Annotated in this window: 11 protein-coding genes and 2 tRNA genes; 10 read left to right on the top strand and 3 right to left on the bottom strand. The window is 71.0% G+C overall.

Annotation, left to right across the window (positions count from 1 at the left end):
- Positions 1 to 116 precede the first annotated feature (116 nt).
- The gene (locus FH715_RS28715) at positions 117 to 872 is read left to right on the top strand and encodes a M23 family metallopeptidase (RefSeq protein ID WP_246108482.1); all 756 of its coding nucleotides are present in this window, start codon (positions 117 to 119) and stop codon (positions 870 to 872) included.
- 378 nt (positions 873 to 1,250) lie between these two features.
- On the opposite strand, the gene FH715_RS01760 is transcribed toward FH715_RS28715, so the two are convergent.
- Positions 1,251 to 2,417 carry an acyltransferase family protein gene (locus FH715_RS01760; RefSeq protein ID WP_139640182.1) on the bottom strand — a complete coding sequence of 389 codons (1,167 nt, stop codon included), beginning with the start codon at positions 2,415 to 2,417 and terminating at the stop codon, positions 1,251 to 1,253.
- 475 nt (positions 2,418 to 2,892) lie between these two features.
- Between FH715_RS01760 and FH715_RS01755 the strand changes: the two genes are divergently transcribed.
- A complete protein-coding gene (locus FH715_RS01755) occupies positions 2,893 to 3,105 on the top strand; it encodes a hypothetical protein (RefSeq protein ID WP_097233682.1) in 213 nt (70 codons plus the stop codon).
- Positions 3,106 to 3,197: 92 nt separating this feature from the next.
- Here FH715_RS01755 and FH715_RS01750 read toward each other — a convergent pair.
- Positions 3,198 to 3,268 (bottom strand) — tRNA-Gly (locus FH715_RS01750).
- A gap of 173 nt (positions 3,269 to 3,441) precedes the next feature.
- On the opposite strand from FH715_RS01750, the gene FH715_RS01745 reads away from it, so the two are divergent.
- From FH715_RS01745 to clpX, 5 genes are all read left to right on the top strand, one after another.
- Positions 3,442 to 3,518, top strand: a tRNA-Pro gene (locus tag FH715_RS01745).
- 100 nt (positions 3,519 to 3,618) lie between these two features.
- Positions 3,619 to 5,040 (top strand): trigger factor, encoded by a 1,422-nt coding sequence (gene tig / locus FH715_RS01740; RefSeq protein ID WP_139640181.1) that lies wholly within the window; start codon positions 3,619 to 3,621, stop codon positions 5,038 to 5,040.
- Between the two features lie 282 nt (positions 5,041 to 5,322).
- Positions 5,323 to 5,937 (top strand): ATP-dependent Clp protease proteolytic subunit, encoded by a 615-nt coding sequence (locus FH715_RS01735; protein ID WP_170184598.1) that lies wholly within the window; start codon positions 5,323 to 5,325, stop codon positions 5,935 to 5,937.
- 73 nt (positions 5,938 to 6,010) lie between these two features.
- A complete protein-coding gene (locus FH715_RS01730) occupies positions 6,011 to 6,661 on the top strand; it encodes an ATP-dependent Clp protease proteolytic subunit (protein WP_139640180.1) in 651 nt (216 codons plus the stop codon).
- A 192-nt stretch (positions 6,662 to 6,853) separates the two neighbouring features.
- Complete coding sequence (gene clpX, locus FH715_RS01725) at positions 6,854 to 8,149, top strand: ATP-dependent Clp protease ATP-binding subunit ClpX (RefSeq protein ID WP_139640179.1); 1,296 nt, start codon at positions 6,854 to 6,856, stop codon at positions 8,147 to 8,149.
- Between the two features lie 126 nt (positions 8,150 to 8,275).
- Here clpX and FH715_RS01720 read toward each other — a convergent pair whose 3' ends face one another.
- Positions 8,276 to 9,415 (bottom strand): hypothetical protein, encoded by a 1,140-nt coding sequence (locus FH715_RS01720; RefSeq protein WP_246108481.1) that lies wholly within the window; start codon positions 9,413 to 9,415, stop codon positions 8,276 to 8,278.
- 247 nt (positions 9,416 to 9,662) lie between these two features.
- Here FH715_RS01720 and FH715_RS01715 point away from each other — a divergent pair, with 247 nt between their 5' ends.
- The 3 genes from FH715_RS01715 (at position 9,663) to FH715_RS01705 (ending at position 14,281) form a co-directional block, all read left to right on the top strand.
- Positions 9,663 to 12,293, top strand: a complete 2,631-nt coding sequence (locus tag FH715_RS01715; RefSeq protein WP_139640178.1) for a valine--tRNA ligase — start codon at positions 9,663 to 9,665, stop codon at positions 12,291 to 12,293.
- Between the two features lie 135 nt (positions 12,294 to 12,428).
- Complete coding sequence (gene folC / locus FH715_RS01710; RefSeq protein WP_246108508.1) at positions 12,429 to 13,940, top strand: bifunctional tetrahydrofolate synthase/dihydrofolate synthase; 1,512 nt, start codon at positions 12,429 to 12,431, stop codon at positions 13,938 to 13,940.
- A complete protein-coding gene (locus tag FH715_RS01705; RefSeq protein WP_139640176.1) occupies positions 13,940 to 14,281 on the top strand; it encodes a DUF4233 domain-containing protein in 342 nt (113 codons plus the stop codon). The genes folC and FH715_RS01705 overlap by 1 nt, the downstream gene beginning before the upstream one ends.
- Positions 14,282 to 14,308 lie beyond the last annotated feature (27 nt).

Raw genomic sequence — 14,308 nt, 5'->3', positions numbered from 1 at the left:
ATGTCTCTGAGCTGCGACGAAGCGGCCCCGCACCACCCCCGAACTGGGCCGAACGGCCGTGCGGACGGCCCCCGGGCGGGATGCGCCGCGCCATCGGCTGCCCTTGGCTCGGGGACATGAGCAACGCCCGAAGCACCCGCGGAAACGGTCACGCCCTCGTCGCCACCCTCAACCGGCGGCTCGCCCGCCCGCTGGCCGCCCTGCGTCCCTCCCGCCCCTCGGGACGCTGGGCCGTCGGCTGCACGCTGCTGGGAGCGGTGGCGATAACGGGCCCCTGGGCGGTGACCGCCCTCGGACACGAGGAACGTCCGGAGGCGCGCACCGCCGAGATCGACCAGTTCCTCGGCGGCATCGGCGACGCGGCGGTCAGCGGCCCGCGCGGACTCGGGCCCTACTACGGGTCGTTGACCGAGCGCGGCGGGGGCGAGCCGTTCCACCCCTGGTACTGGCACCCGCTGGCAGCCGGCGACTGGGCGATGCCGGTCACCGGCTACCCCGTCTCCGCCGCCTACGGCATCCCCGGCGGCTGGGCCGCCGGCTACCACACGGGCGTGGACTTCGCTGTCCCCGTCGGCACACCCATCCACTCGGTCGGCCCGGGCCGGGTCGTCGAGGCCGGCTACTCGGGCGACTACGGCAACGCGGTGACCGTCGCCATGGACGACGGCCACTACGCGCTCTACGCCCACCTCGACTCGATCGCGGTCGAGCCAGGTCAGCGCGTCACCGCCGAGAGCTGGCTGGGCGACTCCGGCAACACCGGCCGCTCCACCGGCCCCCACCTCCACTTCGAGGTGCGCACCAGCAACGTCTACGGCAGCGACGTCGACCCCCTCAGCTATCTCGCCGCCCACGGCGTGGACGTGCGCTGAGACGCTGAGACGCTGCCGCTGGGCTGATGGCGGGGGCGACCACCCGGCTCGCCGCCCACCGGCCTTGGGGGTGCGGGGCACTGTCCGCCGGGCTTGTGTCGACTACGCGCCGGGGGTGTCCGGGACGGTGGTCGTCCTCGCTCCGCCACTCAGCATTCGCGCAGTTCCCCGCGCCCCCGAGCCGCCCACCGGCCTTGGGGGCGCGGGGCACTGTGCGCCGGGCTTGTGTCGACTACGCGTCGGGGTTGTCCGGGACGGTGGTCGTCCTCGCTCCGCCACTCAGCATTCGCGCAGTTCCCCGCGCCCCCGAGCCGCCCACCGGCCGTAGGGGCGCGGGGAACTGCGCGGGCAACCGTCCACCGGGGCGCGGACGGGCGACTACCGTGACCGCGACGGACCGTCCGCCCCTGCCTCCGCGCCGCGAGGCACCGCGCCGCGAGGCACCGCGCCGCGAGGCGTCCGCGTGAAGAGCCAGCCCAGCCGCGGTTCCACCATGAAGCGGAAGAGGCGACGCACCGGCGCCGTGCACAGCAGCGTGACGACCACCGCGCCGATCGCCGTCACTCCGAGCTGGCCCGCCGGGGTCGCCACCCACGACGTGTCGTACCAGTCCCACCAGCGCGAGGCCTTCACCACGAAGCCGTGCAGCAGGAAGCCGTACATGGTCCCGGCGCCCAGCGCCGTGAACCAGCGCCGGCCGGACGGCACCCAGGACAGGAAGCAGACGGTCAACACCAGGCCGCAGCCGAAGAGCGCCAGGCTCATCACCACGCCGGCCCACCACTCGAAGCCGAGGTCCTGCGCGGCGTAGGTCCGGTAGAACCAGCCCGCCTCCATCCGGGGCACCGACCAGTACGCCGTGGCCAGCGCGCACAGCGCGACCGGCAGCGCGGCCAGCCGCACCTCGCGCCGCTTGACCAGTTCGAAGTGCTCGGGGCGCAGCTTCATGCCGAGCACGAAGAACGGCAGCAGCTGGAGCACCCGCTGGATGTTGAGGTCGTTGCCCAACGACGGGGCGAAGCTCGCCAGCGCGGCGACCGTCAGCGCGATCGGCATCGGCCAGCGCACCACGTTCCACAGGGGCGCGGTGATCCGCCAGACGAAGAGCGCGATCAGGAACCAGGTCAGGTAGTAGGGGTCGAGCAGGGCGAAGGGGTGGTTCGGGTCGTCGGTGGCCCAGCGCTTGAAGAGCACATAGGCGACGCCGAAGAGCAGGTACGGGACCAGCACGCCGCCGACCAGCCGCCGCAACTGCTCGGGCCGGCCGGTGAAGTTCCGCGAGAAGTAGCCGGCGATCAGGATGAACGCCGGCATGTGGAACGCGTAGACCGCGTTGTACAGCGCCGCCAGCGTGCGGGAGTCGTCCCGCAGCGGCGCCCACGCGTGACCGATGGCGACCAGCACGATCGCCAGGTACTTGGCGTTGTCGAAGAAGGGGTCCCGGGTGTTAACCGGTGCTTGACCGTCCGTGACTGTCGGTGGGGGGACAGCCTGCCTCGCCCGGTCCCGGGGCGGGGCGGCTCGTTGGTTACGGACCTGCAACATTGTCCGCACGATAGCGCTTCCCCAGGTCGTCCGTACATTCGCCGAGCGGAATGCGGGAATCTTGGAAGAGATTCATCCGATGAAACGAGAGCCCATGGGTGGGGGAGGCGACGGCACCTGTCCTTGATGATGCGATTTGACCGGATTAAATGGTGTGTTTCGCCCCGTCTGCCGGTCCCCGACGCTCCACGTGGTGCTCGACGAATGACGCCGTCCGATCACCGGCCGGCGTGATCCCGAACACGGTTTACGGAGCGTGGGAAATGCATACGCGGGGCGACGGCGGTGGCTAACGGAGCGATAACGGGCGGTTCGTCGCCCAACGTCGCGTCGGCACCGCCCGATCGGGTCCGTCGGTTGGTCATCCGCCTCCACTGACCCGGTAGTTGATGGCACGATGGTGCCTGCGGGGGTGCGGCGGCCGTGGTCAAGCCCCTGACGGAGCAGTGGCGACCTTCCGAAGGTGTGATCAGTTGTGGTTATCTCGTTCTCTCTGGCCCTGCTGTTCGGCGTGATCATGTTCTTCATGATCCGGAGCGGGGCGGTCAAGTGGGGACCGGCCATCGTGGCGATCCTCTTCGGCTTCTCCCTCGCCTCCACCGGCGCCGCCGACCCGATAAACGACTTCCTCCAGTCGGTCACCGACGGTGTCAACGAGGTCGACGACTCGATCAACAGCGCGCCCTGAGAGGCGCGGTCGGCCTCCGGAAACGCGAGGGCCCGGCTCCCCGTGGGGGCCGGGCCGACAGGTGCGCGCCGGGCGCGCGGGGCGGAGACGAGAGCGGGCGACGGGAATCGAACCCGCGTAGCTGGTTTGGAAGACCAGGGCTCTACCATTGAGCTACGCCCGCTTGCCGGGGACGGAAGGTCGCGGTGGCCCGCGCCCCACTTCCCGAACAATGGGCATCGTACCAGCGCCCAAACCCCGCCCCGAGCCGGTGAGATCGCCGCCGACGCGGCATGGGACCGGGGGATGGCCCGTGTCCGCGGCCCTGTACCCTACGTATCGCGTCGTGAGCCACGACGGGGTGTGGCGCAGCTTGGTAGCGCGTCCGCTTTGGGAGCGGAAGGTCGTCGGTTCGAATCCGGCCACCCCGACCACGTACGATGACTCACCTGTGCGCCTGTGGTGTGTCCGACATATGGAGCGCTTCAGCGACGACCGCCTATCTCTCGATTGTCAGCCCCAAGGAGACCTACCGTGAAGAGCGCCGTGGAGACCCTGAACCCCACCCGGGTTCGGCTCACTGTCGAGGTGCCCTTCGAGGAGCTCAAGCCCAGCCTCGACGCGGCGTACCGGAAGATCAACCAGCAGGTCCAGGTGCCGGGCTTCCGCAAGGGGAAGATCCCCGCCCGCGTCATCGACCAGCGCTTCGGACGGGCCGCCGTCCTTGAGGAAGCGGTCAACGACGCGCTGCCCAAGTTCTACACCGAGGCGGTCAACGAGGGCGAGCTGAACCCGCTGGGCCAGCCCGACGTCGACATCACCGACCTGAAGGACAACGACACCCTGACGTTCACCGCCGAGGTGGACATCCGTCCCGAGCTGGAGATCCCGGACTACTCCGGTATCGAGGTCACCGTGGACGCCGTCGAGGTCGCCGACGAGGACATCGACAAGGCCGTCGACCAGCTCCGTGAGCGCTTCGCCTCCACCAGCGTCGTCGAGCGCGAGGCCGCCGAGGGCGACGTCGTCAAGATCGACCTGGAGGCCCGGGTCGACGGCGAGCTGCTGGAGGACGGCGTCGCGACCGGCGTGGACTACACGATCGGTTCCGGCCAGATGCTCGACGGCCTGGACGAGGCCGTCACCGGCCTCGCCGCCGGCGGCACCGCCACCTTCACCAGCGAGCTGAAGGGCGGCTCCGGCGCCGGCCAGGAGGCCGAGGTCGGCGTCACGGTCGAGAGCGTCTCCTCCCGCGAGCTGCCCGAGCTGGACGACGACTTCGCCCAGCTGGCCAGCGAGTTCGACACCCTGGAGGCGCTGCGGGACGACAGCCGCCGCCGGCTGAGCGAGGAGCGCACCTACCAGCAGGCCACCGAGGCCCAGGAGAAGGTGCTCGACGCCCTCCTGGAGCTGGTCGAGGTCCCGCTCCCCGAGAAGCTGCTGGCGGAGGAGATCAAGACCCGCAAGCACAACCTGGAGCACCACCAGCTGCCGCAGCTCGGCATGGACCTGGAGGCCTACCTCAAGCTCCAGGAGAAGACCGCCGAGGAGTTCGACGACGAGCTGCGGGAGCAGGCGGAGAAGGGCATCCGCACCCAGTTCGTGCTGGACGAGATCGCCCGCCGCGACGAGCTGAACGTGAGCCAGGAGGAGCTGACGGAGCACCTGGTGCGCCGCGCGCAGTCCTCCGGCATGAGCCCCGACCAGTTCGCGAAGGCCGTCGTCGAGGGCAACCAGGTCTCGATGCTGGTCGGCGAGGTCAGCCGCGGCAAGGCGCTGGCCTCCGTCGTCGAGTCGGCCACCGTGAAGGACACCAACGGTGAGGTCGTCGACCTGGAGGACGAGGACGAGGGCGAGGAGGCCGGCGAGGCCACCGACGCCGTCGCCGAGGCCGCGGAGGCCAACGAGGCCGCCACGACCGGCGAGCAGGGCGAAGCGAAGCCCAACGAGAGCTGAGCGGGCCCCAGTCACACCACGGAAGGGGGCCGGACGCCGCGAGCGTCCGGCCCCCTTCCCGCACCCCGCGCCCCTTTCCCCCGCGGCGCCCGCAGACTCACCGTCAGCCCGCCGCCGCCCCGTTACCGCCCGGGAGGGGCGACCCTGCGCTCACAGCGAACAGTTCCCTGGTCGGGATGGGTCTGTCGGAGCCGCGCGTTAGGGTCCCTAGAAACACGCCAGAAGTCGAGTGACGGCCGGGCACACGTGGCCTGGACCGTCCAGGAATGAGCAGGTGGATACGTGACGCTCTTGATGCCCTCCGCCGCAGCGGAGCCGACAAGCGGCAGCCTCGGCGATCAGGTCTACAACCGGCTGCTCGACGAGCGCATCATCTTCCTGGGCCAGCCGGTGGACGATGACATCGCCAACCGGATCACGGCGCAGCTGCTGCTGCTCGCCGCCGATCCGGACAAGGACATCTTTCTCTACATCAACAGCCCCGGCGGCTCGATCTCGGCCGGCATGGCGATCTACGACACCATGCAGTTCGTCAAGAACGACGTGGTCACCATCGCCATGGGCCTGGCGGCGTCGATGGGCCAGTTCCTGCTGACGGCGGGTGCCCCCGGCAAGCGCTACGCGCTGCCCAACGCCGAGGTGCTGATCCACCAGCCGTCGGCCGGCCTCGCCGGCTCCGCCTCGGACATCAAGATCCACGCGGAGCAGCTGCTGCGCACCAAGCGGAAGATGGCCAAGCTCTCCGCCGAGCACTCGGGCGTCTCCGAGGAGCAGTGGGAGCGCGACGCGGACCGGGACCGCTGGTTCTCCGCCGAGGAGGCGCGGGACTACGGCCTGCTGGACCGGGTCATCGGCAGCGCGTCGGACATCACGGGTGGCGGAGGCACGGGCGCCTGAGTCCCGGCCGGACCACCCGCACCGACGCTCGCTGCCCCGTTCGCAAGCCTAGACCAAGGCGGTACACACACCGATGAACAAGTTCCCAGGCTCCGGCCTCTACGACCGTCTGCCGGCCGAGTCCCGTTACGTGATCCCGCGCTTCGTCGAGCGCACCTCGCAGGGCGTGCGCGAGTACGACCCGTACGCGAAGCTCTTCGAGGAGGGCGTGATCTTCCTCGGGGTGCAGATCGACGACGCCTCGGCGAACGACGTGATGGCCCAGCTGCTCTGCCTGGAGTCCATCGACCCGGACCGCGACATCCAGATCTACATCAACAGCCCGGGTGGCTCGTTCACGGCGCTGACCGCGATCTACGACACCATGGTCTTCGTCAAGCCGGACATCCAGACGGTCTGCATGGGCCAGGCCGCGTCGGCCGCGGCCGTGCTGCTCGCCGCGGGCACCCCCGGCAAGCGGATGGCCCTGCCGAACTCGCGGGTCCTGATCCACCAGCCCTACTCGGAGACCGGCCGCGGCCAGGTCTCCGACCTGGAGATCGCCGCGCGCGAGGTCCAGCGGATGCGCACCCAGCTCGAAGAGATGCTGGCCAAGCACTCGACCAAGCCGATCGAGCAGATCCGCGACGACATCGAGCGCGACAAGATCCTCACCGCGGGCGAGGCCGTCGACTACGGCCTGATCGACCAGATCATCACGACCCGCACCTCCACGGCCGAATAGGCCACCATCGGTACCTGTGCCGGACACCACATTCGGCACGTGAAACGGCTCTGTCCCCTTTGACGGGAAGGCCCCGCCCAGGGGGATTCCCGTCAAGGGGGACCAATCCACCGGGCCAACGAGGTACCGTCGTCTTCTGTAAGCACTCGGCACCGTCACCCCGGCGGTGCGCAGTCGAAGGGGAAGCACCTCGTGGCACGCATCGGTGATGGCGGCGATCTGCTCAAGTGCTCGTTCTGCGGCAAGAGTCAGAAACAGGTGAAGAAGCTCATCGCGGGCCCGGGGGTCTATATCTGCGATGAGTGCATTGATCTCTGCAACGAGATCATCGAGGAGGAGCTGGCGGAATCGCCCGACTCCGACCTGGGGGAGCTGCCCAAGCCGAGGGAGATCTACGACTTCCTCGAAAGCTATGTGGTCGGCCAGGAGGACGCGAAGAAGGCGCTCTCCGTCGCCGTGTACAACCACTACAAGCGCGTGCGCGCCAGTGACTCCCACGCCGCGCGCGACGAGGAGATCGAGCTCTCCAAGTCGAACATCCTGCTGCTCGGCCCCACGGGCTCGGGCAAGACCCTGCTGGCGCAGACCCTCGCCAGGATGTTGAACGTCCCGTTCGCCATCACCGACGCGACCGCCCTCACCGAGGCCGGCTACGTGGGCGAGGACGTGGAGAACATCCTGCTCAAGCTGATCCAGGCGGCCGACTACGACATCAAGAAGGCCGAGCAGGGGATCATCTACATCGACGAGATCGACAAGGTCGCGCGCAAGAGCGAGAACCCGTCGATCACCCGTGACGTCTCGGGCGAGGGCGTCCAGCAGGCCCTGCTGAAGATCCTGGAGGGCACCACGGCGGCCGTGCCGCCGCAGGGCGGGCGCAAGCACCCGCACCAGGAGTTCCTCCAGATCGACACGTCCAACGTGCTCTTCATCGTCGGCGGCGCCTTCGCCGGGCTCGACGACATCATCAGGGCCCGCTCCGGCGCCCGGGGCATCGGCTTCGGCGCGGACATCCGCTCCAAGCGGGAGCGGGACAGCGCGGGCCTGCTCACCGAGGCGCTCCCCGAGGACCTGGTGAAGTACGGGATGATCCCCGAGTTCATCGGCCGGCTCCCCGTGATCACCTCGGTGCACAACCTGGACCGCGAGGCGCTGCTGCGCATCCTCGTCGAGCCGAGGAACGCGCTGATCAAGCAGTACCAGCGGCTCTTCGAGCTGGACGGGGTGGAGCTGGAGTTCGACCTTCCGGCGCTGGAGGCCATCGCCGACCAGGCCATCCTCCGGGGCACCGGGGCGCGCGGCCTGCGGGCGATCATGGAGGAGGTGCTGATGTCCGTGATGTACGAGGTGCCGTCCCGGCAGGACGTCGGCCAGGTCGTGATCACGGAGGACGTGGTCCGCTCCAACGTGAACCCGACGCTGGTGCCCCGTTCCCGGCTGGCCAAGCAGCGGGACGCCTCCGTGCCGCCGCAGGAGAAGACCGCCTGACGGCCGGCCTGAGGCGCGTGGCGGGCGCCCGCCCGCCCGCGGCGACGAAGTCGCACGAGCCACGAGAGGGGCCCCGGACCGACCGGTCCGGGGCCCCTCTCGCGTTGGCTCGTCAGCGGTGTGCGCTCACGGGAGCACCGGCTCCTCCTCGGAGGCGCCGTCGCCCTCGCCCTCGCCCGCGCCGCCGGAGCCGCCCTGGTCCTCGACCAGCGAGTCCGAACGCAGCTGGGCGGCGTGCTCGCCGGCCTCCTCCAGCGGCACCTCGGTGCTGCCCTGGCCGGACTGCCGCTGCATCGTGATGAAGCCGGCGGTGCTGTAGTCGGCCCAGACGCAGAGCGGCACCTGCACCATCTCGCCGGTGAAGGCGTCCTGCGACTCCGCCTGCTGGCACTTCATGACCGCGCCGTCCAGGCCGTCGGGGTTCACCTCCTCGGGCTCGCCGAGCAGGTTCACCTCACCGCCGGAGCCGGACGCCTCCTCGGCGCCGTAGGCCAGGAAGGCGTCCACCGTGCCCGCGGGGTCCTCGACCGTGCCCCACATGCCGACGGTGAACAGGGTGGTGACCTCGGTGGAGCCCAGCTCCGAGGGGTCCATCAGGGAGGCCGCCTCCTCGGGGGTCATCCCGGCCAGGTAGGTGGCCGTGGAGACCTCCGCGTCGGTGAGACCGATCTGGGCGAGCTCCTCCTCGGTGAAGTCGTCGGTGCCGGTGGGAGGCTGCACCGCCGTGTACTCGCCCGTGGTCTGCGGGAACTCCAGCATGTAGCTGGCGTCGGGGTCGCCGCCCGCGTTGCCGCCGCCGCCGCCACCACCCTCGTCGTCATCGTCGCCGCCGAGCAGGAAGAAGGCGCCGCCGCCGACCACGGCGAGTGCCACGATCGAGGCGATCACGATGAGCAGCGTCTTGTTGCCGCCACCGCCCGAGGGCGGCTGCGGCTGGCCGTAGGGCCCGGGGGGCTGACCGGGAGCGCCGGGCTGACCCGGGTACTGGCCGGGCGGCGGCTGCTGGCCGTAGGGCCCGGGCTGTCCCGGGGCGCCGGGCGGCTGGGGCTGGCCGTAGGGGCCTGGCTGGCCAGGGGCGCCGCCGGGCTGCTGCGGGTATCCGTAGCCGGGGCCCTGAGGCGCGCCGGGTGCGCCGCCCTGGGCGTACGGGTTCGGCCCGCCGCCTGGAGCGCCCTGCGGCGGCGGCGCCCCGTACGGGCCGGGCTGCCCGGGCTGCTGCCCCGGCGGGGGCTGCTGCCCGTAGGGGCCCGGCTGGTTGTGACTCATGGTGTTCCCCTCAAAAACCCGACATCGTCAGCGTCGAGCACATCCTGTCGGATGAGATGGCTTGCTGTACATCCACCCCAATCACATCTCCCCACTCCGCGCAAGTCCCCCCGGGCTTCTTTCCGGAACGGGCATACCCGCCGATCTCCCCGGCGGCGCGGGGGTGTTGACCGGCGACCGTCGGGCGGTCGGCGGCGCGGGGAAACTGGTGCGCCGAGTGTCAGTGGGGCGTTCTAGACTTACCGCCGTGACCGAGAACACTCAGCCGCCCGCCGACGGGCCCCACAGCGCCCCCGCAGATCTGCCGACGCAGTACACGCCGGCCGACGTAGAGGGGAAGCTGTACGAGCGCTGGGTAGACCGCGGTTACTTCGAGGCGGACGCGGCCAGCGACAAGGAGCCGTACACGATCGTCATCCCGCCGCCCAACGTCACGGGAAGTCTCCACCTGGGCCACGCCTTCGAGCACACGCTCATCGACGCGCTCACCCGGCGCAAGCGGATGCAGGGGTACGAGACCCTCTGGCAGCCGGGCATGGACCACGCGGGCATCGCCACCCAGAACCGCGTGGAGCGCGAGTTGGCCGGCGAGGGCAAGTCCCGGCACGACCTGGGCCGTGAGGCGTTCGTCGAGCGGGTCTGGCAGTGGAAGGCCGAGTCCGGCGGCACCATCTCGGGGCAGATGCGCCGCCTCGGCGACGGAGTCGCCTGGTCGCGCGAGCGCTTCACGATGGACGAGGGCCTCTCCCGCGCGGTCAACACGATCTTCAAGCGCCTCTACGACGACGAGTTGATCTACCGCGCCGAGCGCATCATCAACTGGTGCCCGCGCTGTCTGACGGCCATCTCCGACATCGAGGTCGAGTACCAGGACGACGACGGCGAGTTGGTCTCCATCCGGTACGGCGAGGGTGAGGACTCGCTGGTCGTCGCCACCACCAGGGCGGAGACGATGCTGGGTGACACCGCCGTCGCGGTCCACCCGGACGACGAGCGGTACCGCCATCTCGTCGGCCGCGAGATCCGGCTGCCACTGACCGACCGTTCGATCCCGGTCGTCGCCGACCCGCACGTGGACCCGGACTTCGGCACCGGCGCGGTCAAGGTCACGCCGGCGCACGACCCCAACGACTTCGAGATCGGCCGCCGGCACGGACTGCCGCAGCTGACGGTGATGGACGAGCACGCGGTGATCACGGCGCCCGGTCCCTTCCAGGGCCTGGACCGGCTGGAGGCGCGCTCGGCCATCGTGGGCGCGCTCCGCGAGGAGGGGCGCGTCGTCGCGGAGAAGCGCCCCTATCAGCACTCCGTCGGCCACTGCTCCCGCTGCCACACCACGGTCGAGCCCCGGCTGTCCATGCAGTGGTGGGTCAGGGTCGGCCCGTTGGCCGAGGCGGCGGGGGACGCGGTCCGCGACGGCCGGGTCGCGATCCACCCCAAGGAGATGTCCTCCCGGTACTTCGAGTGGGTGGACAACCTCCACGACTGGTGCATCTCCCGCCAGTTGTGGTGGGGCCACCGCATCCCGGTCTGGTACGGCCCGGACGGCGAGATCCGCTGCGTCGGCCCGGACGAGGAGCCGCCGAGCGGCCCCGGGTGGCATCAGGACACCGACGTGCTGGACACCTGGTTCTCCTCCGGCCTGTGGCCCTTCTCCACGCTCGGCTGGCCGGACGCCACGGAGAGCGTCGAGAAGTTCTATCCGAACTCGGTCCTGGTCACCGGGTACGACATCCTCTTCTTCTGGGTCGCCCGGATGATGATGTTCGGCCTGTACGCGATGGACGGCGTCCCGCCGTTCCACACCATCGCGCTGCACGGCATGGTCCGTGACCAGTTCGGCAAGAAGATGTCCAAGTCCTTTGGGAACGCGGTCGATCCGCTGGACTGGATGGACGCCTACGGTTCGGACGCCGTCCGTTTCACGCTCGCCAGGGGTGCCAACCCGGGCGTCGACGTGCCGATCGGCGAGGACTGGGTCCAGGCGTCGAGGAACTTCGCGAACAAGGTGTGGAACGCCACCCGCTTCGCCCTGCTCAACGGCGCCACCGTCGAGGGCCCGCTGCCGGCCGCGGACGAGCTGTCCGCGACCGACCGCTGGGTGCTCTCCCGGCTGAACTCGGTGGTCGCCGAGGTCGACGCGTACTACGACGACTACCAGTTCGCCAAGTTGAGCGACGCGCTCTTCCACTTCGCGTGGGACGAGGTCTTCGACTGGTACGTGGAGCTCTCCAAGACCACCTTCGCCGCCGGCGGGCGCCCGGCCGAGGTCGCGCGCCGCGTCCTGGGCGAGGTGCTGGACGTGACGCTGCGGCTGCTCCACCCGCTGGTCCCGTTCGTCACCGAGGAGTTGTGGACCACGCTGACCGGCGGCGACTCCGTGGTGATCGCCGACTGGCCGACCGACTCGGGGTTCCGGGACGCGGCGGCCGAGCGCGAGCTAGACGCCGTCCGCCAGCTGGTCACCGAGGTGCGAAGGTTCCGCGCCGACCAGGGCCTCCAGCCGGGGCAGCGGGTCCCGGCCACCCTCGACCTGGGGGAGACCGGCCTGGCCGCGCACGAGCCGGCGATGCGCTCCCTGCTCCGGCTGGAGCCGGCGGGCGAGGCGTTCAGCGCCACGGCGAGCCTGCCGGCCGCCGGCGCGGTCGTGGCGCTCGACCTCTCGGGGGCGATCGACTTCGCCGCCGAGCGCAAGCGCCTGGCCAAGGACCTGGCCGCCGCGGAGAAGGAGCTGGCCGGCACCACGGCCAAGCTGGGCAACGAGGCGTTCCTCGCCAAGGCGCCCGAGCCCGTCGTGGCCAAGATCCGCGCCCGCCGTGAGTCGGCCGAGGCCGACATCGCGCGGATCACCGAGCAGTTGGCGAAGCTCCCGGGCTGACCCGCTCCGCTCCCCGGGCCCCGCGCCCGGGGAGCGCCCTCCCGGCCCCCGGGGGACCGGGAGGGCTTCCGTAGACTGGCCGGCGTGAGCGACGCGCAGCCCGACCCCGGCCAGGAGCCGGAGGATCTCCCCGGCATCCCCCCGACCGACGACGAGCCGAGCGACGACGGGGAGTTCGAGCAGATCGTCTCCGCCGAGCGCGACCGCGACCCGGACCTGGCCGTGATCGAGGCCGGCAGCCGCACCCTGCGGGCCCAGGCGGGCCCGCCCGGCGGCGACCTGCCGACCAGGCCGGAGGACCCGGAGCTGGACCGCGCCCTCGCCGAGGTGGAGAAGGAGCTGCTGGCCCGCTGGCCCGAGACCAAGCTCGACCCGTCGACGGCCCGGATGACCGCGCTGATGGACGTGCTGGGCGACCCCCAGCGGAGCTACCAGGCCATCCACATCACCGGCACCAACGGCAAGACGACCACGGCCCGGATGATCGAGGCGCTGCTGGCCGGCTTCGACCTGCGCACCGGCCGCTACAGCAGCCCCCACGTCCAGTCGATCACCGAGCGGATCAGCCTGGACGGCGCCCCGATCGCCGCCGAGCGCTTCGTCGAGGCGTACCGGGACATCCAGCCCTATCTGGACCTGGTCGACGCGGGGCAGGAACACCGGCTGTCCTTCTTCGAGGTGCTGACGGGCATGGCCTACGCGGCCTTCGCCGACGCCCCCGTCGACGTCGCCGTCGTCGAGGTCGGGATGGGCGGCAGCTGGGACGCCACCAACGTGATCGACGGCTCCGTCGCCGTGCTCACGCCCATCAGCCTCGACCACACGGACCGGCTCGGGACCTCGCCCGAGCGGATCGCCGTGGAGAAGTCGGGCATCGTCAAGCCCGGCGCCCGCGTCGTCCTCGCCCAGCAGCAGATCGAGGCCGCCTCCGTGGTGCTGCGCCGGGCCGTCGAGGTCGACGCCACGGTGGCCAGGGAGGGCATGGAGTTCGGGGTGCTCTCCCGGGAGGTGGCCGTCGGCGGGCAGCTGTTGACGCTGCGCGGCCTCGGCGGGGAGTACCCGGAGGTCTTCCTCCCGCTGCACGGCGCCCACATGGCGCACAACGCGGCGGTCGCGCTGGCCGCCGTCGAGGCGTTCTTCGGGGTGGGCGACGGCCGCCCCGCCCAGCCGCTTGACCAGGACGTGGTGCGCGCCGCGTTCGCCTCCGTCTCCTCGCCCGGCCGCCTTGAGGTGGTGCGCAGCAGCCCCACCGTGCTGGTGGACGCGGCGCACAACCCGGGCGGCGCGCTCGCCACCGCGGACGCCGTCACCGAGGCGTTCGGCTTCAGCCGGCTGATCGGAGTGGTCGGCGCCACCCGGGGCAAGGACGTGCGGGGGCTGCTGGAGGCGTTCGAGCCGATCTTCACCGAGGTCGTCGTCACCCGCAACACCTCCTCCCGCGCCGTCGACGTCGACGAGTTGGCCGCCGTCGCGGTGGAGGTCTTCGGCGCCGAACGGGTCCAGGTCGAGCCCCGTCTCGACGACGCCATCGAGGCGGCCGTCGCCCTCGCCGAGGAGGAGCACGAGTACGCCGCCGCCGGGGTGCTGGTCACCGGCTCCGTGATCACCGTCGGCGAGGCCAGGCTGCTGCTGCGGGGTGGGCGCTGATGCGCACGTTCTGCGCCAGCACGCTGGTGGGCGAGTTCTTCGTCATCGGCCTGGCGGGGCTGGCCGCCAGCCGGCTGTCCACCGTCTCCACCACCACCCTCTGGTGGGTCTGCGGCGGCGCCATGCTGCTGTGCCTGCTGCTGTGCGGTGTCGCCGGCCGCCCGATCGGGGTGTGGCTGGGCTGGGCGCTCCAGGGCGCGCTGATCGCCGCCGGCTTCGTGCTGCCGGCGATGTTCGTGCTGGGCGCCGCGTTCGCCGGGCTGTGGTGGGCCTCGGTCCACTTCGGCGCCCGGGTCGACGCGCTGCGTGCCGCCAGGGAGGCGGGCGCGGCGGCCGGTTGAGCGGCCCTGCGTGCGGCGCGCCCGGCA

The organism is Streptomyces sedi (genome assembly GCF_006335015.1).
GTDB classification, from domain to species: domain Bacteria; phylum Actinomycetota; class Actinomycetes; order Streptomycetales; family Streptomycetaceae; genus Streptomyces; species Streptomyces sedi.
This window is presented reverse-complemented; position numbering and strand designations above follow the sequence as displayed.